Here is a 24630-nt window from a genome sequence, read left to right as displayed (position 1 = left end):
CGCAATTCGTTTCACTCATTGTCGCCCGTTGGGGCTTACTTTTACGGATGGATGGATCGGAAGCCACAATCAAGCCCAATCCGATGCACCGCGTATGACATCATTCCTTTGGGGATCATTGCGCCGCATGACGTGAGCCAAACGGTGGAATGCGCTGCGCTTATTCCCCCCTACGCATGGCAAATCAGCCAACATCAAACCAACGTCAACTCCGCCATTTTCGAACGGGGCACGACCATTGATATTGAAAACAAAATATCGGGGCAGTCGCCAAAAGCGTGTTCGATTTCTGGGTTAAGGATAAAGACCATGCCTTCACTCACCGCAGTGGCTTGCTCGAGAGGATTGCTCGCGCCAGTCATTCGCAGCACGCCTTCGCCTTGCAGCACCACATGCAAAAAGGCGACGGGTTCGTCTTGCACCAAAAAGCCAATATCAGTGTGCGGATCAAGCTGGGTATAACCCATCAAATTGGCATCGTGCATATACTCGGGCGCGAGGCCCAGACGATTTAATAAGGCGATGCCAAATGCCGCTTTTTCCGCATCCAGTTGCCACGCATCCCCTGTCGGCAGATTAGGATTGCCTTGCGGAAAATAATGCACCTCAATCACGCCTTTGGCGGCAAACGCCGAGCTGCGCGTTTGCCGAATTTCGGCGAGGTTTTGCTTAAGCGATTCAGGAATCGTAATCTGGCCTAATACTCGTACTGCACTCATTTAAACCTCACTGGCAGCGAAAAAACCCAATACAAAATCTATACCCAGGATTTATGCATCTAAATAAAAAGACCTGATTAGTCTCAACAACACGCCGTAGGAGCGGGCTTGCCCGCGAAAGCAATGCCAATATGAGCGTGAATCGCTCTAATTAACCGTGTCTTCGCAGGCAAGCCTGCTCCTACAAACGCGCATTGTTGGCTTTAAAATGACTCAGTAATCCAACAGATAATGGGTATATAGATACAAGCATTACTAATAAATAGCTACATGGATATACCCAAGCAATAAACCAGCCAACTTAATCCGCCATCACCTCACCCAAGCGCACGCTGCGCCCAGCTTTCCAATCGGCATTAAATTCCAAATCGCCCTCAGGAAACAGTAATACCACGGTTGAGCCGAGTAAGAAGCGGCCCATTTCTGCACCCTGCTCCAGCACGATTTGCTGGTCGCGATAATCTTTGGTCCACACCGATTTGCTGCGCGGCGGATTGACTACGCCGTGCCAAGTAGTCGCCATACTGCCGACAATTGTCGCACCGACCAGCACTTGCACAAAAGGATGGCCGTTGTCGGCTTCAAACACGCACACCACTCGCTCATTACGCGCAAACAAGCCATCGACGCCACGCGCTGTGGCTGGGTTCACCGAAAACAACTCGCCCGGTACGTAAGTCATTTCCAACAAACGTCCACGGCATGGCATATGAATGCGGTGATAATCTTTTGGGCTGAGATAAATCGTAGCAAACAGGCCGTTTTCAAATTGCTTGGCCAACGCCTCATTGCCACCCAATAACGCCGTGGTGGTAAATTGCTTGCCTTTGGCTTGATAAATTTGCCCGTGTTCTATTGGGCCAAACTGACTAATTGCCCCGTCAACAGTACACAGCAGTTGCGCATTGGTCAGTGGCCGCACGCCGTCTTTTAAGGCGCGGGTAAAAAATTCATTGAATGTGGCATAAGCGGCAGGATTTGGATTGGCCGCTTCGGCCATATTGACTTGGTATTTGGCGACAAAGCGAGTAATCACGGCGTGAGTCAAGCGGCCAGCACGTAATCCGGCCAAGGCCCCCATCAATCGAGTCAACGCCAACTTAGGGATGACATACTGCAAAAGTACAAATAGACGCTCAGACACGAAAGTCACCTAGGACAAATAAGAGCGCGGATTATAACGTATCTACCCACATGCTACCGATGGCACGAGACGTCAGTTACAATGTTGCCTCAAATGCTTATGCAATCGAGGCTTTCATGCAACTGCAACCCCCATCAAGCCGCGCACAAACCTTGCGCCGTCAAAGTATTTACTTGCTGCCCAATTTATTTACCCTCGCCGCACTGTTTTCTGGCTTTTATGCCATCGTGCAAGCCATGAATGGCCAGTTTGAATCGGCGGCGTTGGCGATTTTTGCTGCGATGATTTTAGATGGCCTGGATGGCCGTGTTGCCAGAATGACGCATACGCAATCTGAATTTGGTGCGCAATTTGATAGCTTGTCCGACATGGTGTCGTTTGGCGTTGCTCCGGCTTTAATTATGTATGAATGGGGCTTGTCGGGCTTTGGCAAACTCGGGTGGGCGGTGGCCTTTATCTACTGCGCTGGCGCCGCACTGCGTTTGGCGCGCTTTAATACCAATATCGAAGTGGTTGATAAACGTTTTTTTCAAGGACTACCCAGCCCAGCTGCAGCGGCCTTAGTCGCCGGTTTAGTGTGGATCAATATTGAATACCATGACGATTTATCGCCCTTGGTTGAGCTACTACCCTACGCTGCGCTGTGCTTTACGCTATTTGCTGGCTTAACTATGGTGTCCAACGTGCCGTACTGGAGCTTTAAAGAGCTACATATGCGCAAAACCGTGCCTTTTGTGAGTTTATTGATTGCCACCTTGATTTTGCTCATCGGCGCATCACGCCCAGCCTTGGTGTTGTTTAGTTTCTTTATCTGCTACGCCGCCTCAGGCTATGTGTATTGGCTGTGGCTTGTGATGAAACGTCCAAAACAAGTCAGAAAATTAGACAAATAGTCTAATTTATAAATAAAATGTAGAAAAAAGAGCGGCCAATACAACAGGTCGCTCTTTTTTATTTCTCAAGTTTGACACTAAGTCTAAAAATGGCTAATCTCAAGTCATCGCTGCAAAGGAGAACACTGTGTCATTAGACATCGATCGTCTAATCGCTGATTTTGGTGGACCCAGTACACTGGCCGATCAGCTTAATGCTGCTTTTCCAGATGAGCCGGTATCCCGAGCTGCGATTTATAAATGGCGCGAACGCGGCAGCTTGCCGCTCGCCCAAGTGAATAAACTGGCTCAATTGGCAAGTCAGCAAGGCCGGCAATTCAATATCCAAAACTATATGGGCCGTGATCAAACCACCGCCGCAGAGACTCAGGAGCACAGCATGACTCAACGCAGTAATGACCGCTTGGTGATTTTTGATACGACATTGCGTGATGGTGAGCAGTCTCCTGGCGCATCGATGACCAAAGAAGAAAAAATCCGTATCGCTCGCCAATTGGAAAAACTCGGCGTTGACGTCATTGAAGCCGGTTTTGCCGCCGCAAGCCCAGGCGACGCGGATGCCATCAAAACCATCGCTGGCATTATCGAAAACAGCACGGTTTGTTCTTTGGCGCGCGCCAATGAGCGTGATGTACGCGCTGCGGGTGAAGCAATTAAAGACGCTAAACGTGGCCGAATTCATACCTTTATCGCCACCAGCCCGATTCATATGGAACACAAATTGCGCATGACGCCAGATCAGGTGGTTGAAGCCGCAGTGAAAGCCGTCAAAATGGCGCGTGAATACACCGATGATGTTGAGTTTTCGGCAGAAGACGCTTTGCGTAGCGATATCGACTTTTTGGCGCGTATTTTTGGCGCGGTCATCGAAGCTGGCGCGAGCACCTTGAATGTGCCTGATACCGTCGGCTACGCCGTACCACAACGCACTGAGGCGTTTTTCCGCGAATTGATCGCCAAAACCAAAGGCGGCGATACCGTAATCTGGTCGGCACATTGCCACAACGATTTGGGCATGGCGGTAGCCAACTCTTTGGCCGCGGTTTTGGGCGGCGCACGTCAGGTTGAATGCACGATTAACGGTTTGGGCGAACGCGCTGGTAATGCCTCACTCGAAGAAGTCGTCATGGCGACGCGAACTCGCCGCGATATTTTCAACGTTGAATGCAATGTCGATGCCACCCAAATCGTGCCAACCAGTAAATTGGTTTCAACGATTACCGGCTATCCGGTACAGCCGAACAAAGCCATTGTCGGCGCCAACGCCTTTGCCCATGAGTCAGGGATTCACCAAGATGGCATTTTGAAATGCCGCGAAACCTATGAAATCATGAGCGCGGAATCGGTAGGCTGGAGCACGAATCGCTTGAGCTTGGGTAAATTGTCTGGCCGCAATGCATTTAAAACCAAGTTGATGGAATTGGGCATTGAACTGCAATCGGAAGAAGCCTTGAATGCCGCTTTTGCGCGCTTTAAAACTTTGGCCGATAAAAAACGCGAAATTTACGATGAAGATTTGCACGCCTTGGTGTCCGATGAGTTGATTTCGATTGAGCAAGAACACATCAAACTCATTTCCTTGAAAGTGGTTTCCGAAACTGGCGAAACACCAAGCGCCGATCTAGTGGTCAGCGAAGCAGGGATTGAGCGCCATGCTACGGCACACGGCGATGGCACAGTAGATGCGACCTTTAAAGCGATTGAATCACTGTTTAATAGCGGCGCAGAAATGCAGCTGTATTCGGTCAATGCAATCACCTCAGGAACAGACAGCCAAGGTGAAGTGACCGTGCGCTTGATGAAGGACGCCAAAATCGTCAACGGCCAAGGTGCAGATACCGACATTATTGTTGCCAGCGCCAAAGCGTATATTTCGGCACTGAATAAAATCCACAACAATATTAATCGAGTGCATCCACAACCGGTTTAAGTGAATGCACCTAGTGCGACATCCACTGCTTTTTTGTCGTTGAGCAGCACGCTGTTAGGTACTGCTCAATGGCAAGCATTTGCGAATCACGGCACCGATCGATACCACCCCCATCGATTGGCGGAGGCAGCAACCACAAATTGCGCGCGCTCAAGCTTTTAGTCTGGTGAACCTAAGCCACAACTGAAGAAACCGAACGCATAAACTACAAAGCCCCGCTGCGATCCAGCGGGGCATTGTTCTATCTATCGGGCGACAGACCCTTAAAGCTAAAAACCAAACTCAATCATCAGCCAACAATAGGTATATTCATCTATGCACTGAAATAAATACTATGCAGCCATATACCCATACATCAACTACCCATTAACTTTGCGCCAATAAACTCGGTCGAGAATACTTGGCATATAAAGTAGCACTCACAAAACTCACCACCGTCAGCACCACTTGAATCGCTGCCAATACTTGTGATAAACCTTGATCACTCCATGCGCGCATCACGCCTTCCATAAAAAACACCAACACAAACATGGTGTACCACTGATAGGTATAGCGGCGGCCATGCAATAAACCGCGTAATGGCAAAAACAAAATCAGCGCTTTTAATACCACCCATGAACCACCGGGCTTAAGCGGCGCGAGCCATAATTCCCATGCGGTAGTTAGCAAAATCATCGCCACCAAGGCAATGACGGTAATGGTTTGCAATGCTGGCAAATTGGCGGGACTTAATTTCATTCACTTATTCCTTTTAATTTCAGTGCAACTTCTGCCAATCGACGCCCTTGCGCCAAGCACAGCACGCGCTCAGAGTCCGAAATCGCTTGGTTTGACTCAGTGCCAGCCCAATGGCTCGGGCCATACGGCGTACCACCGGTCGTAGTCGACATCAAAGCGGTTTCTGAATACGGCGTTCCAACAATCAGCATGCCGTGATGCAATAGCGGCAGCATCATCGTCAATAGTGTGGATTCATTGCCACCGTGCAATGTGCCTGAACTGGTAAAGACTGAAGCGGGTTTGCCAATCAAAGTGCCTTTGAGCCAATCGGCAATGGTCGAATCCCAAAAATATTTCATCGGTGCCGCCATATTGCCAAAGCGAGTGGGACTTCCCAGTGCTAAGCCGTCACATTCAAGTAAATCGTCGAGCGTGACATACGGCGCCCCTGTAGTTGGAATATCCGCCTCGGTGGCTTCACACACCGTCGAGATCCGCGGCACAGTGCGTAAGCGCGCTGAGCAGCCCGCTGTCGCTTCAATACCCCGTGCAATTAGTTGCGCCATCTGACGCGTAGCACCGTGGGTTGAGTAATACAAAACAAGGATTTCAGTCATGATCTTTACAGGGGCGGCTTTCAGGATGCGCTATTATAATGGGATTCGCTTCTTATCGTTGTCTGCTATGAATTTTGCTAACACTTTCCCACGATTGACCCGAATTAGCGGTTTTTCTCGCTTTGTCGGTCAACGTCTACTCAATGATCGTTGCCTAGAAACCGCCGGTAGCCTGACATTTACCACCTTGCTGGCGGTGGTGCCGCTGTTTACCATTGCGATTACGCTGATTTCAGCTTTTCCGATGTTCAGCATCAATGTGGGTAAATTTCGCGGGTTTATCCTCAATAACTTAGTCCCCGAAGCCTCCGGCAAAGTGATTGGCGTGTATATGCGCCAATTTGCCAACAATGCCGATAGTCTCACTACGATGGGCATGATTGGCTTGCTGGCCACTGCGCTATTGATGATGTTTACCATTGAGAAAACGTTTAATTCAATTTGGCGCGTTAAACGCCCCAGAAAATGGCTATCGCGCACGCTTACTTATTGGGCGGCACTCACCTTAGCGCCGATTTTGATTGGTTTAAGTTTGTCACTCACCAGCTGGATATCGCAAAATTCGGGCCTAGGTGGACTCAACATCCCCATGTTGCAAATATCTTCATGGCTGCTGATGTTTATTACTTTGGGATTACTGTATCTCACACTCCCCAATTGCTTTGTTCCTCGCTCGCACGCCTTAATTGCGGCGCTGTTTAGCAGCGCGTGCCTCGAATTGATGAAGATGCTATTTGGTTTGTATATCAAACAATTCACCACATACAACTTGGTTTACGGCACTTTTGCGAGTTTTCCGATTTTTTTGATGTGGTTGTATTTATGCTGGGTATTGATTTTAGCGGGGGCGGTATTATCAGCGAGTTTGTCGTATTGGCATGGCAATGGCTGGCGCTGGGATAATCATCACGGTACGCGCTTTGAACAAGCAGTGCAGATTTTAGCTGCTTTAGCGCGCGCCCACCAACATGGCGAAGTGCTGCACATCGATCAATTACGCCGCAAAGTTGAGCTCGGCATCGATGCCACACAGCAATTATTAGAACAAATGACGGCTAAACAATGGGTTGAATCAACTCGGGATGGCGAATGGATTTTGGCTTGCAGTAGCCAGCGAATTAGCTTGCTAACGGTATTTGAATTGGTGGTGAGCCCACTCAATAGTGAAGTCGATAGCGGGCTAGAATCTCATCTAGAATTAGCCCGCTCGGCGTTAGATCTATCGCTGGCCGATTATTTGCTAGATTCACAACCTGCCAGCAATGCGGTATCAATCGCGATTTCAGGCAACTCACCGATATAAGCTTCACCCAATTGGCGCAGCAAGATAAATTTGATTCGACCAGCGTCGACTTTTTTATCTTGCGCCATTAAAGCCTTATAACGCTCGCCCCCTAAAACAGGCGAAACCACCGGTAAGCCGGCTCTTTGCAATAGATTGATCACACGATCCACATCAGCTGCTTGTAAATGCCCTAATGCGCGCGAAGCATGCGCTGCAAGCACCATCCCCGCTGCAACAGCTTCGCCGTGCAACCAAACGCCATAACCTAATCCAGCCTCAATGGCATGGCCAAAGGTATGACCCAAGTTGAGCAAGGCGCGCTGACCGGTTTCTTTTTCATCAGCAGCCACAATTCGCGCTTTATTTTGGCAGCAACGTTCCACGGCATAGGCGATTAAATCCACATCACGCGCCATTAAAGCATCGATGCTTTCTTCGAGCCAGACGAGAAACTCTAGATCGTCAATCAAGCCATACTTAATGACTTCGGCCATTCCGGCTGAAAACTCGCGCTGCGGTAAAGTCGCTAGCGTACTTAAATCAGCGAGTACCAGCTTAGGCTGATAAAACGCGCCAATCATATTTTTACCCAATGGATGATTAATCGCGGTTTTACCGCCGACCGAAGAATCAACCTGAGCGAGCAGCGTCGTAGGAATTTGAATAAACGGCACGCCGCGCTGATAGACCGCAGCGGCAAAGCCCGTCATATCACCAATCACCCCACCGCCTAAAGCGATCAAGGTGGTTTTGCGCTCGGCACGTGCAGTTAATAGCGCATCAAAAATTAGATTTAAACTGTCCCAAGTTTTATATTTTTCACCATCGGGCAGGATGATCGACTGGCATTCAACACCAGCAGCTTCTAATTGAGCCACTAAACCCGCCAAGTACAACGGTGCAATCGTCTCATTAGTTACAATGGCAACGCGTTTTTGCGCTAGCAATGCAAGCAGTGGCTCGACGGACTGAAGTAAACCTTCACCAATCAAAATCGAGTACGGGGCGTGGTCAATATCAACGTGTACATTACGGATCATGCCTGACGCTCCAATTCTTTTAGCAGTAATTGCAAAAGGGTATTCACAGTTTGTTGGCTGGTATCAATCACCAGATCGGCCACTTCGCGATACAGCGGATCGCGTTGTTCGTAGAGTTCTTTGAGTTTGCCTAAGGGATCTGCCGTTTGTAATAAAGGCCGATTTTTATCATGGCAAGTGCGTGAATACAGCTCTTCAGGGCTAGCGCGCAAATAGATCACATAGCCATTGCGCCGTAAATGATTCCGATTAATTGGATTTAAGATCGCGCCACCACCTGTTCCCAATACAATGCCTTGTAATTTGGAAAGCTCGGCGATGGTCTCTGCCTCTCGTTCACGAAACCCACTCTCCCCTTCGATTTCAAAAATCATAGGAATACGAGCGCCAGTTCGCGCTTCGATTTCATGATCCGAATCATAGAAAGTTTTCTGGGTTGCACGCGCAAGGGCACGCCCCACGGTCGTTTTGCCAGCCCCCATTAGGCCGACTAAATAAAAATTGCCTGGCATTCTCATGCCAGGCATTTTACTTGAATCTATGTTCCTTAGCGAGCCATGGGCTCGCAACGTTGCTAGATTATCGCAGCGTTAGATCTGATTCCAATACGCGAGGCGTCAAGAAAATTAACAACTCACGACGCTCTTTCTTGGTTGATCGATTTTTAAACAAATTACCCAATACCGGAATATCACCCAAGAGTGGAACTTGCGTAATCGTATTGCCGGTATTTTCAATATAAATACCACCAATTACCACGGTACCGCCGCTTTCAACCAAGACCTTGGTTTTAATTTGCTTGGTATTAATCGCTGGGCCATTTATGGTTTCGGTGCCTCGGCTGTCTTTATTCACATGCACATCCATAAATACGCTGCCATCTGGCGTAATTTGTGGCGTCACTTTTAATGACAACGTCGCCTTTTTAAATTCAACCGTGGTTGCACCATTTTGTGATGAAGTTGAATATGGAATTTCTTGACCATCTTCAATCACTGCTTCAACTTGATCGGCAGTCACCAAACGTGGGCTCGAAACGATTTTCAACTTCCCATCTTGCTCTAATGCACTCAACTCCAAGCCCAAAATACCATCTGAACCAGCAATCAACATCGCAATTGAGCTAGGAGTAAAGCCGCCAATCCCTGCCGCAGGCAAACTCACTGAAGGCACATTGCCACCAACGGCAGGGCCCGGAAAAGTCGAGCCACCTGGGCTGGTGTAATCTTTACTGGTTAAATTGCCACCAAACGCCGTATCGCCTTTGGCATATAAACCATGCAATTTCACCCCAAGTTGACGTTGGAAACCATCTTCAGCCTCAACAATCCGCGCTTCAATCATCACTTGACGCACAGGGATGTCAATTTTGGTCAACAACTCGCGAATTTGCTCAAGCTTAGATGGGATGTCTTGCACCACCACTTGATTGGTACGAGGATCAATCACCGCTGAACCACGCGGCGAAAGAATCTTTTGCTTTTCATCGCTCAAAATAGTTTTTAACGCATCGGCTTTATGATATTTCAGCTGGAAATATTCAGTGCGAGTTGGCTCTAATTCAGAAATTTGTTTACGATTTTCTAATTCAGATTTCTCTTTCGCGGCCAATTCATCCCTTGGGGCAATCCACATCACATTGCCTGTTTTACGTTGATCAAGCCCTTTGGCTTGCAAAATAATATCCAACGCTTGATCCCAAGGCACATCTTTTAATCGTAGTGTTAATGCACCACCCACCGAATCACTGGTAATAATATTTAAACCGGTAAATTCAGCGATCACTTGCAAAACCGTACGCACTTCAACATTTTGGAAATTCAAAGATAATTTTTCACCTTTGTAATTCGCTTTACTTGCTACTTTATCTTTGTTGGCACTGGCATCGCGCACTTCAACCACAAATCGATTCTCGGTTTGATAGGCTGAATATTCCCAATTGCCTTTAGGCTCAATCAGCATTTTGACTGAGTCACCTTGCGCATGGGTTTCAATTTTTTGAATTGGCGTGCCAAAATCAGTGACATCGAGTTGGCGCTCTAGATTTTTTGGCAAGCCCGCTTTTGAAAAATCAACGACTAGATTTTTACCTTGTTGGCGAATATCAATACCAACATTGGGGCTGGATAAATCAATAATAACTTTACCTTCACCGGCCGAACCACGCCGGAAATCAATCGCTTGAATCCCTTCTGATTTACTGCTGGATTTCGCATCTGAAAACTGCGTATTACTCCGAACAGGTGCACTATTGACTGCACTATTCGCCGCAGCTGCAGCATCAACAGTAATTAAATACGAATTACCTTCTACGCTGGTTTCGTAACTGGCTTGTTTTTGCAAATTAAACACTAAGCGAGTTCGACCCGTTCCTTCGGCTACATTCACTGAGCGTAATGCAGCACCATTAACTGGATAAACATTTTTCCCGGTTTGGTTCGCGGTATTTGCAAAGTCAAATGCAATCCGGGGCGGCGTGTTCACAGAGAAACTCGTTGGTGTTGGTGGCGCACTATTAAAGGTAACTTTAATAATTTGCTTATCGGCGCTGACGTTACTGACTTCAACATTGGTGATATTGGCCGCATCGATTGCAAATGCAAATGGCGTTAACAAACATAAAGCAAAATAGCTTAAACGCGCCAGGCTCTTATTCATTTTCATTTTTTCTGCTCCGCATCATCCAAGCCCAAGACAGTCGTTCGCTCAACCCAATCGCCACCACTGTCTTCAACAATTTCTTTTAATGTAATTTCAGTTTCTGACACTTTCGCGACCATGCCAAAATTTTGCCCCATATAACTACCTTGCTTAACTCGATACAAATTACCATCAGGCGCACGAATTAGCGCTTGTACTGCGGCACCTTGTTGTAAAGTCCCAACCATGCGTAGTTTTTCAAGGTCGTAATTTTCTAACACCTCTTTTACACGATTCATATTTGGCGCTAAGCCACTACCATTGGTCTTTTTGGCCAATTCCATTTTGCTAGTTCGAAATGGATCGGCGATTTCAAAAGCTTCATAAGGAAATGCAACATACACCTTTGCCTCAGGCAACGGCTCAATTTTTCCTCGTAGGCCTTTTGATTGTTCCACCATCCATTCTTTTAAATCACTATGTTCATCGCCAAAACAACCGGTTAATCCCGTTAGCAACAATACATAAAGGAGCCATCTTTTCACAATATTTTCTCCGATAGACCTTTATTTTTTCTTTTTACGCGCTTCAGCTTCAGCCTGACGAATCGCTTGTAGTTCAGCCTCATCCAATGCGCGATAAGTTTTAATTGTCGCTTCCATGGTCAATAACTGATCTTTTGAAGCGCTTAATTTAACATCACTTAAAATCACAATTCGTGAAAGCTGGGCAATATCACTCACAAAAGCAGCTAGATCATGATAGCTACCTGTGACTTTAATTGAGATCGGTGCTTCAACAAACTCAGCTGTTTTTATCTCAAGACCAGGCTTGAATAGTTCAAACAATAAGCCGCGTCCTACACCTGCTTGATTAATCTCGGTCAGCAATGTTTCCATTTCAGAGCGATTTGGCAATTGCTTAAGTAAAGCACCAAATGATTGTTGAATTTCCAACAACTGTTGCTTGTATTCAGCAAGATTAATTGCTCGTTTTTTCTTATCAATAAATTCAGTTTTTAATTGAATTTCTGTTGCTTGCCCCGCTTCAAGTTCTTCAACCTGAGCGCTCCAAACATAAAAATAACCCGCAGCAATGGTTAAAACTAATACGACAATCAATGATCCTAACTGAACCTGTATTGGCCAATTGCCTGCATCTTTTGGATCTAAATTTCTTAAATCATCCAATGTCATTGCTGGCCTCTCTTCACTGAACTAGCCGTGTTTTCTGCTGGCTCATCAACTCGTGTTAGTTTTATATTTAATGTGAAGTCAGATAATCTTTGATTACCTACAGAAGCTGATTTTACTTCAATCAGCAAAGGCTGCTCAAAAATAGGCGAATCGTTTAAATTACGCATTAATGTTGATACCCGAGCATTTGATTGTGCGTAGCCGGTTAATACCAATTGCTCATTGGTTTGCTTAACTTCTTTCAAATACACGCCCTCAGGCACTTGTCGTGTTAACTGATCAAGTAAATGAACGGTTTCTGTTCGATTAGATTGCAAACGCTCAACAATTTTCTTCCGATCCAGCAAAGCTTGTTTCTCGGTTTTTAATTTGTCAATTTCTGCTATTTCACGATCGAGCTTGGCGTTTTCTTCAGTTAAAAAGTGATTACGTCCATTTTGAATATCTACTTTTGCTGAAAGCAGCATGTATCCGGCGAGTACCACCCCCACTGCCAACAAAAAAGACATAATCAACATTGACACATATTGCCGCTGCCGTGCCGCACGCTTTTGTTCGCGATGTGGCAATAAATTAATCCGAATCATACTGGGTCAAACCTCCGCATAGCCAAACCACATGCAATCAGCAATGAAGGCGCATCCAGTTGAATTTGCTTACCTTTGATCTTGCCAGTTGACATACTAAAAAATGGGTTTGCCCGCATAGTACTGGCGACCTGAGTACGACTTGAAACCGCTTCATCTAGGCCATGAATCACACTACATCCTCCTGCCAAGAGGATATGATCCACTGCATTGTAATTACTGGAAGTGTAGAAAAACTGCAGCGAGCGAGAAATCTCAAGCGCCATCGTATCCATAAATGGCTGCAATACATCAGGCTCGTAATTATCCGGCAAACCACCTTGCCGCTTGGCTTGCTCAGCCTCTTCGGCCGACATATTGAATTTTCTTTGAATCTCTTGTGTGAGTTGGTTACCCGCATAGCCTTGATCACGACTATAAATCGACTGACCATCTTTAAAGATATTCATGTGCATTGCTGTTGAGCCAATATCAACAACAGCAACGATTTGATTTTCGCCACCATTAGGCAATTGTGGACGCATCAATTCAAAAGCCGCCTGAGTGGCGTAGGATTCCACATCCAATACAACCGCCTTTAAGCCTGCCTCTTCAATTGCCGCTACGCGCTCATCGACTTTGTCTTTTTTCGCGGCGGCAATCAATACATCTTCTTCATCTGGATTATTTGCAGCAATCCCTAGCACCTGAAAATCAAGGTTAACTTCATCTAAAGAAAATGGAATATATTGATTAGCCTCGGTTTCTACTTGGCTCTCAAGCTCACGCTCGCTCATGCCTGCTTGCACCAAAATCTTTTTAGTAATAACCGCTGAGGCCGGCAACGCTGCGGCTACATTTTTAACCTTACTTCCCATCCGCCGCCATGCATTGCGAATTGCATGTGCCACGGCCTCGGAATTCACGATATTATTGTCTGTCACCGCATCTTTAGGTAAGGGCTCAATAACATAGCGCTCAAGGCTAAAATTGCGCCCCGCTTGACTCAGCTCAACCATCTTTACGGCCGAAGAGCTGATGTCTAGACCGATAAGCGGAGGCGCTTTCGGTTTAAGAAAATCGAGGTTCAACGCAATATTCCCTATTGTAATTGGTAAAAAATCCTATCAGTGACACCTTACTCCTGTAAAGTAAGCTAACTCTTAATCTCTTTTTTTGCAACATCAGTACAAAACCCGTAAATTACCACTCACTGAATAATAGATTCATACTCATGGCAAAAAAATTAATTATTTCCCTGCTTATAGTTTTCTTTGGAATTACAATCATTGGCATAAGCTTAGCGGCTTTAGCCGTTATTGTGACCTATCCAAAGTTGCCTCCGCTCAATGCGCTCACTGACTACAAACCTAAAATTCCATTACGAATTTTCAGTGAAGATAAAGTTTTAATTGGTGAATTTGGCGAGGAAAGACGGGCCTTTGTTCCCATCAACCAAGTTCCGCCAATGATGATTAACGCGCTACTGGCCGCCGAAGATGAGCGTTTTTATCAGCATGGTGGCATTGATTATCTCGGTGTGCTGCGTGCGATTGTTGGTAATGTACTTTCTGGGCACTCACAATCAGGCGCCAGCACGATCACGATGCAGGTTGCCAAAAACTTCTATTTATCCAATGAAAAAACTTACACTCGTAAGTTCAATGAAGCCTTACTTGCATTCAAAATTGAGCACAACCTATCTAAAGATCAGATTTTAGAACTTTATATTAACCAAATTTATTTAGGCCAGCGTGCTTACGGTTTCTCTTCTGCCGCACAAACTTATTTTGGAAAAAACCTAAAAGACCTTTCAGTTGCTGAATTTGCCATGTTGGCCGGCTTACCAAAAGCCCCATCAGCTTACAATCCAATTGTTAATCCAAAACGAGCCACATTACGTCAAATGTATGTGCTACGCAGAATGGCTGAGCTGAATTTTATTGATGCCGCACAATACAAAGCCGCACAAACCGAACAATTAGTATTTAGCCGTAATAGCCAACAGTTTCCTGTTCATGCTGAGTATGTCGCTGAAATGGTACGGCAAATGATGTTTAAAAAATATCAAGAAGCGACCTACACCCAAGGTTTCCAAGTCTTTACGACCATTAATAGCCAAGCACAAAATGATGCGTATAGTGCATTGCGTAGCGGCATTCTCGAGTACGATAATCGCCACGGCTACAAAGGTCCTGAGGGCTTTATTGATGCGGCACTACTGGCAAATCAAATAGATGAACAGCTCGATGAAGCACTTAGCAACATCAAAGAAGCTGATGACTTACGCCCGGCCATTGTATTGAGTAGCAATAACAAAGAAGTTCGTGCTTACTTGCAAGGTGGTGAACAAATTACGATTCAAGGTGATGGCTTACGCTTTGCCCGTAGCGCCCTTTCTGATAAAAACACCCCAGCGAACCGAATCCGCCCTGGCGCTATCATTCGCGTGAATGCCACAGAAAAGGGCTGGGCCATTAAGCAGCTACCTGAAGTCGAAGGGGCCATTGTCGCAATGGATCCACAAAATGGCGCGATTCGAGCACTGGTTGGTGGTTTTGATTTTAACCATAACAACTTTAATCATGTCACTCAAGCATGGCGTCAACCCGGCTCTAGCTTTAAACCTTTCGTTTATTCCGCAAGTTTAGAGCGCGGGGTCACCCCTGCAACCATGATCAATGATGCCCCCTTGGTCATTGAAGTTGGTGGACAACGCTGGGAGCCGAAGAATTACGATGGTCGTTTTAGAGGCATGACCTCGGTGCGTAAAGCTTTGACCCTATCGACCAATTTAGTGTCTGTGCGGATTTTACAAGCCATCGGTACCGACTATGCACAGCAGCATTTAACCCGCTTTGGCTTTGACCCCAAGCAGCACCCTGCCTATCTGACCATGGCACTCGGTGCGGGCAGCGTCACGCCGTTGCAGTTGGCAGAAGGTTATTCGGTATTTGCCAATACCGGCTACCGTGTGCGCTCATTTTTTATTGATCGCATCGAAGATGCGCGCGGTAAAGTATTAGCGCAAACCCAGCCAGAGGTTGCCGGCAAAAATGCACCGCGCACCTTGGATGCGCGCAATGCGTTCATCATGAATTCAATGATGGGCGATGTCATTAAAATGGGTACCGCAACGAAAGCTAAGGTGCTAGGCCGCAGCGATTTGGCAGGCAAAACAGGGACAACCAATGATGCTTATGATGCTTGGTTTGCAGGTTATCAAGCTAACTTAGTCACCATTACTTGGATTGGTTTTGATAAACCTAAATCACTCGGCGCACGCGAAACCGGTGGCGGTGCCGCACTGCCTATTTGGGTGAATTTCATGGGTAAAGCACTCAAAGATATTCCCGAATCACCTTGGGTAATGCCAGATGGTGTCATTAGCCGAACGACTGAGACTGAACGCGGTCCGATCACCGAATATTTTTATCAAGAGTTTCAATCTACCAATCCACAGCTTGGTCTAAGTGGTGGCAGCGAGACTGAAGCGGCTCCGATCGATGAAATTAAAGAACAATTATTTTAACGCTAGGCTGACGAAAAATTACGCGGTACGCACAAATTAACTAACCTGTATTCTGTTAAGTTAAACCGCAGTCGTTTAAATGATTCAATAACAAGAAATCCTATGTATATCTTTAGGGGCCCGATATCAATTCGGTTTCATCGATATACATAGGCCTATATAATTTATGCTGTTGTTAAAATATTGTCCTGCCATAATGATGTATTGATGCATTACTCTCCCTTGAACTCGTGCAACAAGGAAAGACGGCATGTCTATCACAACGACATTAATATCTTCCCACCGCGACAAAATGGCTCAACGTGCGGCACAATTAATGCACGAGGGTCGAGCTAAAAATTTTGAGCAAGCACGTCGTCAAGCTTGTATCGAATTAGGCTTATCCACCAAGGAGATCGGCGCTTGCACTGCAGAAATAGAAGCAGCAATGGCGCATTATCAGCTGTTATTTTGCCCCGATTTTGATGAAGATTTACTTAAATTACGTCAAAAAGCATTGGCTTTAATGATTTTTTTCCAGCAATTTGAGCCATATCTCGTTGGCTCGATACTCAAGGGCAATGCCAGTAAACACTCTGATATTAATCTTTTGGTTTACTCTGATGACCCAAAAATTGTTGAAATTTTTTTATTAAATCAACAAATAGATTACTCAAGTAAAGAGAGAAAGACGCAATATCGTCAAACCGATTCTCCAACAATTGCTTTCTGGTTTGATCAAACAGAAGTACATTTACAAATATTGCCCAGTGTCGCCCGTCATCAATACGCAAAAAAAAATGAGCGCGCTAATTACCGACAACTTCAACAACTGATAGCAGACAGTCAATCGACACACTCTATTGCATCAGAGGAATAGGATTAAATTATGGCTAGCAACTCCTCATTAACGCCGATTCGGCTCAAAGATCCTAGCCCCTATTTAGTCCATGATCGTGATGAAATTTTGCTTGTATTAACTCGGCTGGCTAAAAAACCAGAATTAGTTTGTCTGTATGCAAATCAGCAAAGTGATGTATTTATTTTGAGTGCTTTACTTCAGGTTAGTCAAAACAATCTTATTTTTGATCTAGGCCGAAATGCAGAATTAAATCAGCGCCTACTTTCTGCAAAAACAATATGTTGCGTTGCGCACATCAATAGCATTCACTATCAATTTGATTTAATTGTGAGTGAGGCCACCAGTATTAATGAGCAAGCGGCTATTGTTTGTTTGTTTCCAACGCAAATGCTAAGTTTGCAGCGACGAGATTTCTACCGGCTCTCCATTCCATTATCAACCCCATTATCTTGTCTTATACCTTTACAACAAGGTGGTGATGTCGAGATTTCAATGTCAGATATTAGCCTTGGTGGAGTTGGCCTACTCGGCTTTGTTCCTGATATTTCACTCGATATCGGCAGTATTTTGCACAATTGCCGTATTGAGCTACCCCAAGTCGGTCTGATTACTGCAGATATTGAAATATGCACGAGCAATGAACTCACTATGAAAAATGGCATCCGCACCATTCGCAGTGGTTGTCGATTTATTAATTTATCCGGTCCAGGGCAAACCTTAGTACAGCGCTATATTAACCATGTTGAACGCAAGCGCTTGGCGCTAGAATAATGCAGCTTCGATCTAGCTCTGATTTACTCCCAGCGCTACAGCAATTAATACGGCCAATAGATACTCACAAAGGCCTCTACGGTAGCGTTGCCATAGTTGGCGGTGCCACAGGAATGACTGGTGCAACATTACTTGCAGGACGTGCTGCACTGCATTTAGGCGTCGGCAAGATTTGGATTGGCTTATTAGAGCCACGGCTACTGGTTGATCCAAATCAGCCAGAATTGATGATTGTCGCAGCGAATCAAATACTAAAACAAAAACCCAGTCATATACTTATCGGCCCAGGTTTAGGGCAATCCCAGCAAGCAACCGAGCTATTGCATAGCTGCTTAATAAGTCGCTTGCCATTAGTGCTTGATGCTGATGCATTGAACTTAATTGCACAAGAATCTGAGTTTAAATCACTACTGCGCGCTAGAGCAGCAGAAACAATCATTACCCCTCATCCAGCCGAAGCTGCACGCTTGCTTCAGTACCCCACAGAAACAGTACAAGCTCAACGCGAACAAGCCGTCAAAACACTGAGTAAAGACTTGTGTTGCCATACCATCCTTAAAGGCAGCAATACGCTAATTGCGCATCAAGATGAAGTTTGGGTCAATTCGACTGGCAACTCAGCACTGAGTAGTGCCGGACAGGGCGATGTCTTGAGTGGGATTGTACTAGCGTTATTGGCGCAAGGCCTAAGCGCAATTGAAGCCAGCTGTTGCGCTGTCTACCTACACGGTAGCGCAGCAGATTCATGGAGAAATAAACACCCCAATGGCATTGGCTTAACTGCAAGCGAAACCTTGTTACTGGTACGTGAAGAACTCAATCAACAATTAAACTTAAGCAAATAACATTGTCAAATAGAGTTCCCGAGTAAAGCAGGTATATTCCTCAGTAGCTGATACTACAAGGGCCAGAATCAAATACCACTACCGGTATCTGCATTCTCCTCGACGTCTAAACGACAGACAGCAAAAAGCCCGACTCTTTCGAATCGGGCTTTCTACTTATAGGGAAGTCTGGCAATGACCTACTTTCACACGGGCAATCCGCACTATCATCGGCGCTGAGGTGTTTCACTGTCCTGTTCGGGATGGGAAGGAGTGGGACCACCTCGCTATGGTCGCCAGACAAAAACTTGTCTGATGCAACTCTTTCAAGTCACACGAGAGTTATCGCATTCAGCCGCTATCTTTTCAGACCACAACCTACAGCGCTAACTCGTAAAATCAATAGAAGAAGTAATTATACTACACTTTCCAACAACAACACTTGGATTGATTATATCCATCGTCGCACTACGCGCTTCAGGTTATAGGATCAAGCCTCACGAGCAATTAGTATTGGTTAGCTTAACGCATTACTGCGCTTCCACACCCAACCTATCAACGTCCTGGTCTCGAACGACTCTTTAGAGGATTTAAAACCCTAGGGAAATCTCATCTTGAGGCAAGTTTCGCGCTTAGATGCTTTCAGCGCTTATCTCTTCCCGACTTAGCTACCCGGCAATGCCACTGGCGTGACAACCGGTACACCAGAGGTCAGTCCACTCCGGTCCTCTCGTACTAGGAGCAGCCCCTCTCAAATTTCCAACGCCCACTGCAGATAGGGACCAAACTGTCTCACGACGTTTTGAACCCAGCTCACGTACCACTTTAAATGGCGAACAGCCATACCCTTGGGACCGGCTACAGCCCCAGGATGTGATGAGCCGACATCGAGGTGCCAAACTCCGCCGTCGATGTGAACTCTTGGGCGGAATCAGCCTGTTATCCCCGGAGTACCTTTTATCCGTTGAGCGATGGCCCTTCCATACAGAACCACCGGATCACTATGTCCTGCTTTCGCACCTGCTCGACTTGTCGGTCTCGCAGTTAAGCCGCCTTTTGCCATTACACTATCAGTACGATGTCCGACCGTACCTAGGCGACCTTCGAGCTCCTCCGTTACAATTTGGGAGGAGACCGCCCCAGTCAAACTGCCTACCATGCACGGTCCCCGATCCGGATAACGGACCAAGGTTAGAACCTCAAAGGGGTCAGGGTGGTATTTCAAGGACGGCTCCACAGAAACTAGCGTCTCTGCTTCAAAGCCTCCCACCTATCCTACACAAACCACTTCAAAGTCCAATGCAAAGCTACAGTAAAGGTTCACGGGGTCTTTCCGTCTAGCAGCGGGGAGATTGCATCTTCACAAACACTTCAACTTCGCTGAGTCTCGGGAGGAGACAGTAGGGCCATCGTTACGCCATTCGTGCGGGTCGGAACTTACCCGACAAGGAATTTCGCTACCTTAGGACCGTTATAGTTACGGCCGCCGTTTACTGGGGCTTCGATCAAGAGCTTGCACCCCATCAATTAACCTTCCAGCACCGGGCAGGCGTCACACCCTATACATCCACTTTCGTGTTGGCAGAGTGCTGTGTTTTTGATAAACAGTCGCAGCCCCCATTTCTCTGCGGCCTTATATAGCTCCAAACGCAAGGTTCTTCACCAATAAGGCACACCTTCTCCCGAAGTTACGGTGTTAATTTGCCGAGTTCCTTCTCCCGAGTTCTCTCAAGCACCTTAGAATACTCTTCCTACCCACCTGTGTCGGTTTGCGGTACGGTTCAATATAAGCTGAAGCTTAGTGGCTTTTCTTGGAAGCAGGGTATCAGTTACTTCATCACCTAAGTGAATCGTCATCATGCCTCAGCGTTAACAGCGTCCCGGATTTGCCTAAGACACCCGCCTACACACTTAAACCAACTATTCCAACAGTTGGCTAACCTAACCTTCTCCGTCCCCACATCGCACTTATATCAAGTACAGGAATATTAACCTGTTTCCCATCGACTACGCATTTCTGCCTCGCCTTAGGGGCCGACTCACCCTGCGCCGATGAACGTTGCGCAGGAAACCTTGGGTTTTCGGTGAGGGAGCTTTTCACTCCCTTTATCGCTACTCATGTCAGCATTCGCACTTCTGATACCTCCAGCATCCTTCTCAAGACACCTTCACAGGCTTACAGAACGCTCCTCTACCATATGCCATAAATGGTCATATCCGCGTCTTCGGTTATCAATTTGAGCCCCGTTACATCTTCCGCGCAGGACGACTCGACCAGTGAGCTATTACGCTTTCTTTAAATGATGGCTGCTTCTAAGCCAACATCCTGGCTGTCTGTGCCTTCCCACCTCGTTTTCCACTTAATTGATCATTTGGGACCTTAGACGGCGGTCTGGGTTGTTTCCCTCTTGACCCAGGACGTTAGCACCCCAGGTCTGTCTCCCATGCTCGCACTTGACGGTATTCAGAGTTTGCCATGGTTTGGTAAGTCGCGATGACCCCCTAGCCATAACAGTGCTTTACCCCCGTCAGTGATACATGAGGCACTACCTAAATAGTTTTCGAGGAGAACCAGCTATTTCCAAGTTTGTTTAGCCTTTCACCCCTATCCACAGCTCATCCCCTAACTTTGCAACGTTAGTGGGTTCGGACCTCCAGTGCGTGTTACCGCACCTTCATCCTGGCCATGGATAGATCACTTGGTTTCGGGTCTACGCCCAGCAACTATGCGCCCTATTCGGACTCGGTTTCCCTACGCCTCCCCTATTCGGTTAAGCTCGCTACTGAACGTAAGTCGCTGACCCATTATACAAAAGGTACGCAGTCACCCCATTTTTCAAGGGCTCCCACTGTTTGTATGCATCCGGTTTCAGGTTCTATTTCACTCCCCTCCCGGGGTTCTTTTCGCCTTTCCCTCACGGTACTGGTTCACTATCGGTCGATGATGAGTATTTAGCCTTGGAGGATGGTCCCCCCATCTTCAAACAGGATTTCTCGTGTCCCGCCCTACTTCTCGTACGCTTAGTACCACAATTGACTTTTCATATACGGGACTATCACCCACTATGGTTGGACTTTCCATTCCATTCTATTAAGTCTACTGCTATCACGTACAGGCTCTTCCCATTTCGCTCGCCACTACTTTGGGAATCTCGGTTGATTTCTTTTCCTCCGGTTACTTAGATGTTTCAGTTCACCGGGTTCGCTTCGCTAGACCTATGTATTCAGTCTAGGATGACCCAAAAGGGCCGGGTTTCCCCATTCGGAAATCGTGGGATCAAAGCACTTTGCCAGCTCCCCCACGCTTATCGCAGGCTATCACGTCCTTCGTCGCCTATCATCGCCAAGGCATCCACCAGATGCACTTATTCGCTTGATCCTATAACCTCAAACACGTAAAACGTATCTCAGATTACTGAAATCGTATTTGCGACTTGCAAGTGAGTTCTCATTTCACTTGCGGTTCAGTTCCACTGGCATGAGACCAGCACAACTGAACAGATACAATCAACCCAATATTTTTACTTTGAAATTAAACTCAACCACAACTGCACGCAGTTATTGTTTTATTTAATTCCATTACAATGTTTATTGGAATTAATTACTTCTTCTATTTTGTTAAAGAGCGATATTACTAAAATCAATCATTCATATCTAAATATAAACAGCCGATTTATCTAATTTTAGAAACCAGAATAAAATACACTGCACCCAACAACGTGCAATACATAGAATTCTATTTTCTACAGCAGATAATGGTGGAGGTTAACGGACTCGAACCGTTCACCCCCTGCTTGCAAAGCAGGTGCTCTACCAGATGAGCTAAACCCCCGTGATACTGGTGGGTCAGATAGGAATCGAACCTATGACCCCCGCGTTATCAACACGGTGCTCTAACCAACTGAGCTACTGACCCATATCGTTTCTTTCAAATCTACAGCCGATGAGTGTGAGTACTTAATCTACCAATCTTTCTCTTGAAAGGAGGTGATCCAGCCGCAGGTTCCCCTACGGCTACCTTGTTACGACTTCACCCCAGTCATGAATCCTACCGTGGTAACCGGACTCCCGAAGGTTATCCTAGCTACTTCTGGTAAAACCCACTCCCATGGTGTGACGGGCGGTGTGTACAAGGCCCGGGAACGTATTCACCGCGACATGCTGATCCGCGATTACTAGCGATTCCGACTTCATGCACTCGAGTTGCAGAGTGCAATCCGGACTACGATCGGTTTTGTGAGATTAGCTCCCCCTCGCGGGTTGGCGACCCTCTGTACCGACCATTGTATGACGTGTGAAGCCCTGGTCATAAGGGCCATGAGGACTTGACGTCATCCCCACCTTCCTCCGGTTTGTCACCGGCAGTCCCATTAAAGTGCTCAACTAAATGTTAGCAACTAATGGCAAGGGTTGCGCTCGTTGCGGGACTTAACCCAACATCTCACGACACGAGCTGACGACAGCCATGCAGCACCTGTGTTACGGTTCCCGAAGGCACATCCATATCTCTACGGACTTCCGTACATGTCAAGACCAGGTAAGGTTTTTCGCGTTGCATCGAATTAATCCACATCATCCACCGCTTGTGCGGGCCCCCGTCAATTCCTTTGAGTTTTAGTCTTGCGACCGTACTCCCCAGGCGGTCTACTTCACGCGTTAGCTGCGTTACTAAGCTCCGAAAAGCCCAACAACTAGTAGACATCGTTTAGGGCGTGGACTACCAGGGTATCTAATCCTGTTTGCTCCCCACGCTTTCGTCCATGAGTGTCAGTATTAGGCCAGGGGGTTGCCTTCGCCATCGGTGTTCCTCCACATCTCTACGCATTTCACTGCTACACGTGGAATTCCACCCCCCTCTCCCATACTCTAGCGAGACAGTCATAAACGCAATTCCTAGGTTGAGCCCAGGGATTTCACGTCTATCTTATCAAGCCACCTGCGGACGCTTTACGCCCAGTAATTCCGATTAACGCTTGGACCCTACGTATTACCGCGGCTGCTGGCACGTAGTTAGCCGGTCCTTATTCTTCGGGTACTGTCATCCCCAGTAGTTATTAACCACTAGGATTTCCTCCCCGACAAAAGCGCTTTACAACCCGAAGGCCTTCTTCACGCACGCGGCATTGCTGGATCAGGCTTTCGCCCATTGTCCAAGATTCCCCACTGCTGCCTCCCGTAGGAGTCTGGACCGTGTCTCAGTTCCAGTGTGGCGGATCGTCCTCTAAGACCCGCTACTGATCGTTGCCTTGGTAGGCCTTTACCCTACCAACTAGCTAATCAGCCATCGGCTGCTCCAATAACGTGAGGCCTTGCGGTCCCCCACTTTCCCCCTCAGGGCGTATGCGGTATTAGCACTCCTTTCGAAGCGTTATCCCCCATTACTGGGTACATTCCGATGTATTACTCACCCGTTCGCCACTCGTCAGCGGTGCAAGCACCCTGTTACCGTTCGACTTGCATGTGTAAAGCATGCCGCCAGCGTTCAATCTGAGCCAGGATCAAACTCTTTCGTTTAATCTAGCTGAATTTACATACTTGGCTTAGTACTCATTACTCAAAGAAACACTTGGTTAAAAACCAAGATTTCTTTTAAATCTTGAGTGTAAGCACTTGTTTGACTGGCAAACCAAGCACTCACACTCATCGGCTGTATTTTGTTAAAGATCAGTGGCTTAGACACTGAAACCAGCTGGAAAACCGCTTGTTTCGTTTGCTGTGTCAGCAGCAGAGAGGCCGAAATATACGGCAGCCCTGCGATCACGTCAACACCTTGCTGCAAAGAAAATCCAACCAAGACGATAAGCTATTGATTTATATAGAATCAGATTTAACTGAAAAATGCAGTAAACCGCAAAAACAAACAAGGGCGCTATCGCGCCCTTGCTTTTAAATCACTTATAAACTGTTAAAAC

19 protein-coding genes, 2 tRNA genes and 3 rRNA genes are annotated in these 24630 nt (G+C 46.7%); 7 read left to right on the top strand and 17 right to left on the bottom strand.

The genetic code is table 11. From position 1 onward, the window contains the following. Nucleotides 1-194: 194 nt before the first annotated feature. Together K4H25_RS04260 and asd are read right to left on the bottom strand one after the other, a co-directional pair. On the bottom strand, nucleotides 195-719 hold the full coding sequence (locus K4H25_RS04260; RefSeq protein WP_221022150.1) for a hypothetical protein: 525 nt from the start codon (nucleotides 717-719) through the stop codon (nucleotides 195-197). A gap of 301 nt (nucleotides 720-1020) precedes the next feature. Further along, complete coding sequence (asd, locus tag K4H25_RS04255; RefSeq protein WP_221022149.1) at nucleotides 1021-1863, bottom strand: archaetidylserine decarboxylase; 843 nt, start codon at nucleotides 1861-1863, stop codon at nucleotides 1021-1023. A gap of 116 nt (nucleotides 1864-1979) precedes the next feature. Between asd and pssA the strand changes: the two genes are divergently transcribed. Together pssA and K4H25_RS04245 are read left to right on the top strand one after the other, a co-directional pair. Continuing rightward, on the top strand, nucleotides 1980-2756 hold the full coding sequence (gene pssA, locus K4H25_RS04250) for a CDP-diacylglycerol--serine O-phosphatidyltransferase (protein WP_221022148.1): 777 nt from the start codon (nucleotides 1980-1982) through the stop codon (nucleotides 2754-2756). A gap of 127 nt (nucleotides 2757-2883) precedes the next feature. Further along, a complete protein-coding gene (locus K4H25_RS04245; RefSeq protein WP_221022147.1) occupies nucleotides 2884-4686 on the top strand; it encodes a 2-isopropylmalate synthase in 1803 nt (600 codons plus the stop codon). Nucleotides 4687-5052: 366 nt separating this feature from the next. Here the strand turns inward: K4H25_RS04245 and K4H25_RS04240 are convergent, their stop codons facing one another. Together K4H25_RS04240 and wrbA are read right to left on the bottom strand one after the other, a co-directional pair. Next, complete coding sequence (locus K4H25_RS04240; RefSeq protein WP_221022146.1) at nucleotides 5053-5424, bottom strand: DUF2069 domain-containing protein; 372 nt, start codon at nucleotides 5422-5424, stop codon at nucleotides 5053-5055. Further along, nucleotides 5421-6023, bottom strand: a complete 603-nt coding sequence (gene wrbA, locus K4H25_RS04235) for an NAD(P)H:quinone oxidoreductase (RefSeq protein WP_221022145.1) — start codon at nucleotides 6021-6023, stop codon at nucleotides 5421-5423. The genes K4H25_RS04240 and wrbA overlap by 4 nt, the downstream gene beginning before the upstream one ends. 67 nt (nucleotides 6024-6090) lie before the next feature. Between wrbA and K4H25_RS04230 the strand changes: the two genes are divergently transcribed. Further along, nucleotides 6091-7326, top strand: coding sequence for a YihY family inner membrane protein (locus K4H25_RS04230; RefSeq protein ID WP_221022144.1), 1236 nt, complete (start codon nucleotides 6091-6093; stop codon nucleotides 7324-7326). Here the strand turns inward: K4H25_RS04230 and aroB are convergent. The 7 genes from aroB to K4H25_RS04195 form a co-directional block, all read right to left on the bottom strand. Further along, nucleotides 7257-8345 (bottom strand): 3-dehydroquinate synthase, encoded by a 1089-nt coding sequence (gene aroB, locus K4H25_RS04225; RefSeq protein ID WP_374706353.1) that lies wholly within the window; start codon nucleotides 8343-8345, stop codon nucleotides 7257-7259. The genes K4H25_RS04230 and aroB overlap by 70 nt on opposite strands. Continuing rightward, entirely contained in the window at nucleotides 8345-8860 is a 516-nt protein-coding gene (locus K4H25_RS04220; protein WP_247646510.1) for a shikimate kinase, read from the bottom strand. Before K4H25_RS04220 ends, aroB begins: the two co-directional genes overlap by 1 nt. A gap of 67 nt (nucleotides 8861-8927) precedes the next feature. Then, the gene (locus K4H25_RS04215; RefSeq protein ID WP_255588004.1) at nucleotides 8928-11006 is read right to left on the bottom strand and encodes a type IV pilus secretin PilQ; all 2079 of its coding nucleotides are present in this window, start codon (nucleotides 11004-11006) and stop codon (nucleotides 8928-8930) included. Between the two features lie 2 nt (nucleotides 11007-11008). Then, the gene (locus tag K4H25_RS04210; RefSeq protein ID WP_221022141.1) at nucleotides 11009-11533 is read right to left on the bottom strand and encodes a pilus assembly protein PilP; all 525 of its coding nucleotides are present in this window, start codon (nucleotides 11531-11533) and stop codon (nucleotides 11009-11011) included. 21 nt (nucleotides 11534-11554) lie between these two features. Continuing rightward, entirely contained in the window at nucleotides 11555-12184 is a 630-nt protein-coding gene (locus tag K4H25_RS04205) for a type IV pilus inner membrane component PilO (RefSeq protein WP_221022140.1), read from the bottom strand. Beyond that, complete coding sequence (locus K4H25_RS04200; RefSeq protein ID WP_255588002.1) at nucleotides 12181-12651, bottom strand: PilN domain-containing protein; 471 nt, start codon at nucleotides 12649-12651, stop codon at nucleotides 12181-12183. The genes K4H25_RS04205 and K4H25_RS04200 overlap by 4 nt, the downstream gene beginning before the upstream one ends. A 116-nt stretch (nucleotides 12652-12767) precedes the next feature. Then, nucleotides 12768-13841 carry a pilus assembly protein PilM gene (locus K4H25_RS04195; RefSeq protein WP_173533200.1) on the bottom strand — a complete coding sequence of 358 codons (1074 nt, stop codon included), beginning with the start codon at nucleotides 13839-13841 and terminating at the stop codon, nucleotides 12768-12770. Between the two features lie 230 nt (nucleotides 13842-14071). Between K4H25_RS04195 and K4H25_RS04190 the strand changes: the two genes are divergently transcribed. The 4 genes from K4H25_RS04190 (at nucleotide 14072) to K4H25_RS04175 (ending at nucleotide 18739) form a co-directional block, all read left to right on the top strand. Further along, the gene (locus tag K4H25_RS04190) at nucleotides 14072-16282 is read left to right on the top strand and encodes a penicillin-binding protein 1A (RefSeq protein ID WP_255587999.1); all 2211 of its coding nucleotides are present in this window, start codon (nucleotides 14072-14074) and stop codon (nucleotides 16280-16282) included. Nucleotides 16283-16532: 250 nt separating this feature from the next. Then, complete coding sequence (locus tag K4H25_RS04185) at nucleotides 16533-17141, top strand: nucleotidyltransferase domain-containing protein (RefSeq protein WP_221022137.1); 609 nt, start codon at nucleotides 16533-16535, stop codon at nucleotides 17139-17141. Nucleotides 17142-17150: 9 nt separating this feature from the next. Further along, entirely contained in the window at nucleotides 17151-17894 is a 744-nt protein-coding gene (locus tag K4H25_RS04180; protein ID WP_221022136.1) for a flagellar brake protein, read from the top strand. Next, nucleotides 17894-18739 (top strand): NAD(P)H-hydrate dehydratase, encoded by an 846-nt coding sequence (locus K4H25_RS04175; RefSeq protein ID WP_221022135.1) that lies wholly within the window; start codon nucleotides 17894-17896, stop codon nucleotides 18737-18739. The genes K4H25_RS04180 and K4H25_RS04175 overlap by 1 nt, the downstream gene beginning before the upstream one ends. 166 nt (nucleotides 18740-18905) lie before the next feature. Here K4H25_RS04175 and rrf read toward each other — a convergent pair. The 6 genes from rrf to K4H25_RS04145 all read right to left on the bottom strand — a co-directional run bounded on the left by rrf (nucleotide 18906) and on the right by K4H25_RS04145 (nucleotide 24497). Continuing rightward, nucleotides 18906-19019: ribosomal RNA gene (gene rrf / locus K4H25_RS04170) — 5S ribosomal RNA — on the bottom strand. Nucleotides 19020-19204: 185 nt separating this feature from the next. Next, a 23S ribosomal RNA gene (locus K4H25_RS04165) occupies nucleotides 19205-22097 on the bottom strand. 377 nt (nucleotides 22098-22474) lie between these two features. Continuing rightward, nucleotides 22475-22550: transfer RNA gene (locus K4H25_RS04160), tRNA-Ala, on the bottom strand. Between the two features lie 7 nt (nucleotides 22551-22557). Further along, a tRNA-Ile gene (locus K4H25_RS04155) sits at nucleotides 22558-22634 on the bottom strand. A gap of 64 nt (nucleotides 22635-22698) precedes the next feature. Beyond that, nucleotides 22699-24232, bottom strand: a 16S ribosomal RNA gene (locus tag K4H25_RS04150). Together the 16S, 23S and 5S rRNA genes with 2 tRNA genes alongside form the textbook arrangement of a ribosomal RNA operon. Nucleotides 24233-24272: 40 nt before the next feature. Beyond that, nucleotides 24273-24497: a hypothetical protein gene (locus K4H25_RS04145; RefSeq protein WP_221022134.1), complete on the bottom strand. Its 225-nt coding sequence runs from the start codon at nucleotides 24495-24497 to the stop codon at nucleotides 24273-24275. Nucleotides 24498-24630 lie beyond the last annotated feature (133 nt).

It is taken from the genome of Deefgea piscis, assembly GCF_019665785.1.
Lineage (GTDB): Bacteria > Pseudomonadota > Gammaproteobacteria > Burkholderiales > Chitinibacteraceae > Deefgea.
This window is presented reverse-complemented; position numbering and strand designations above follow the sequence as displayed.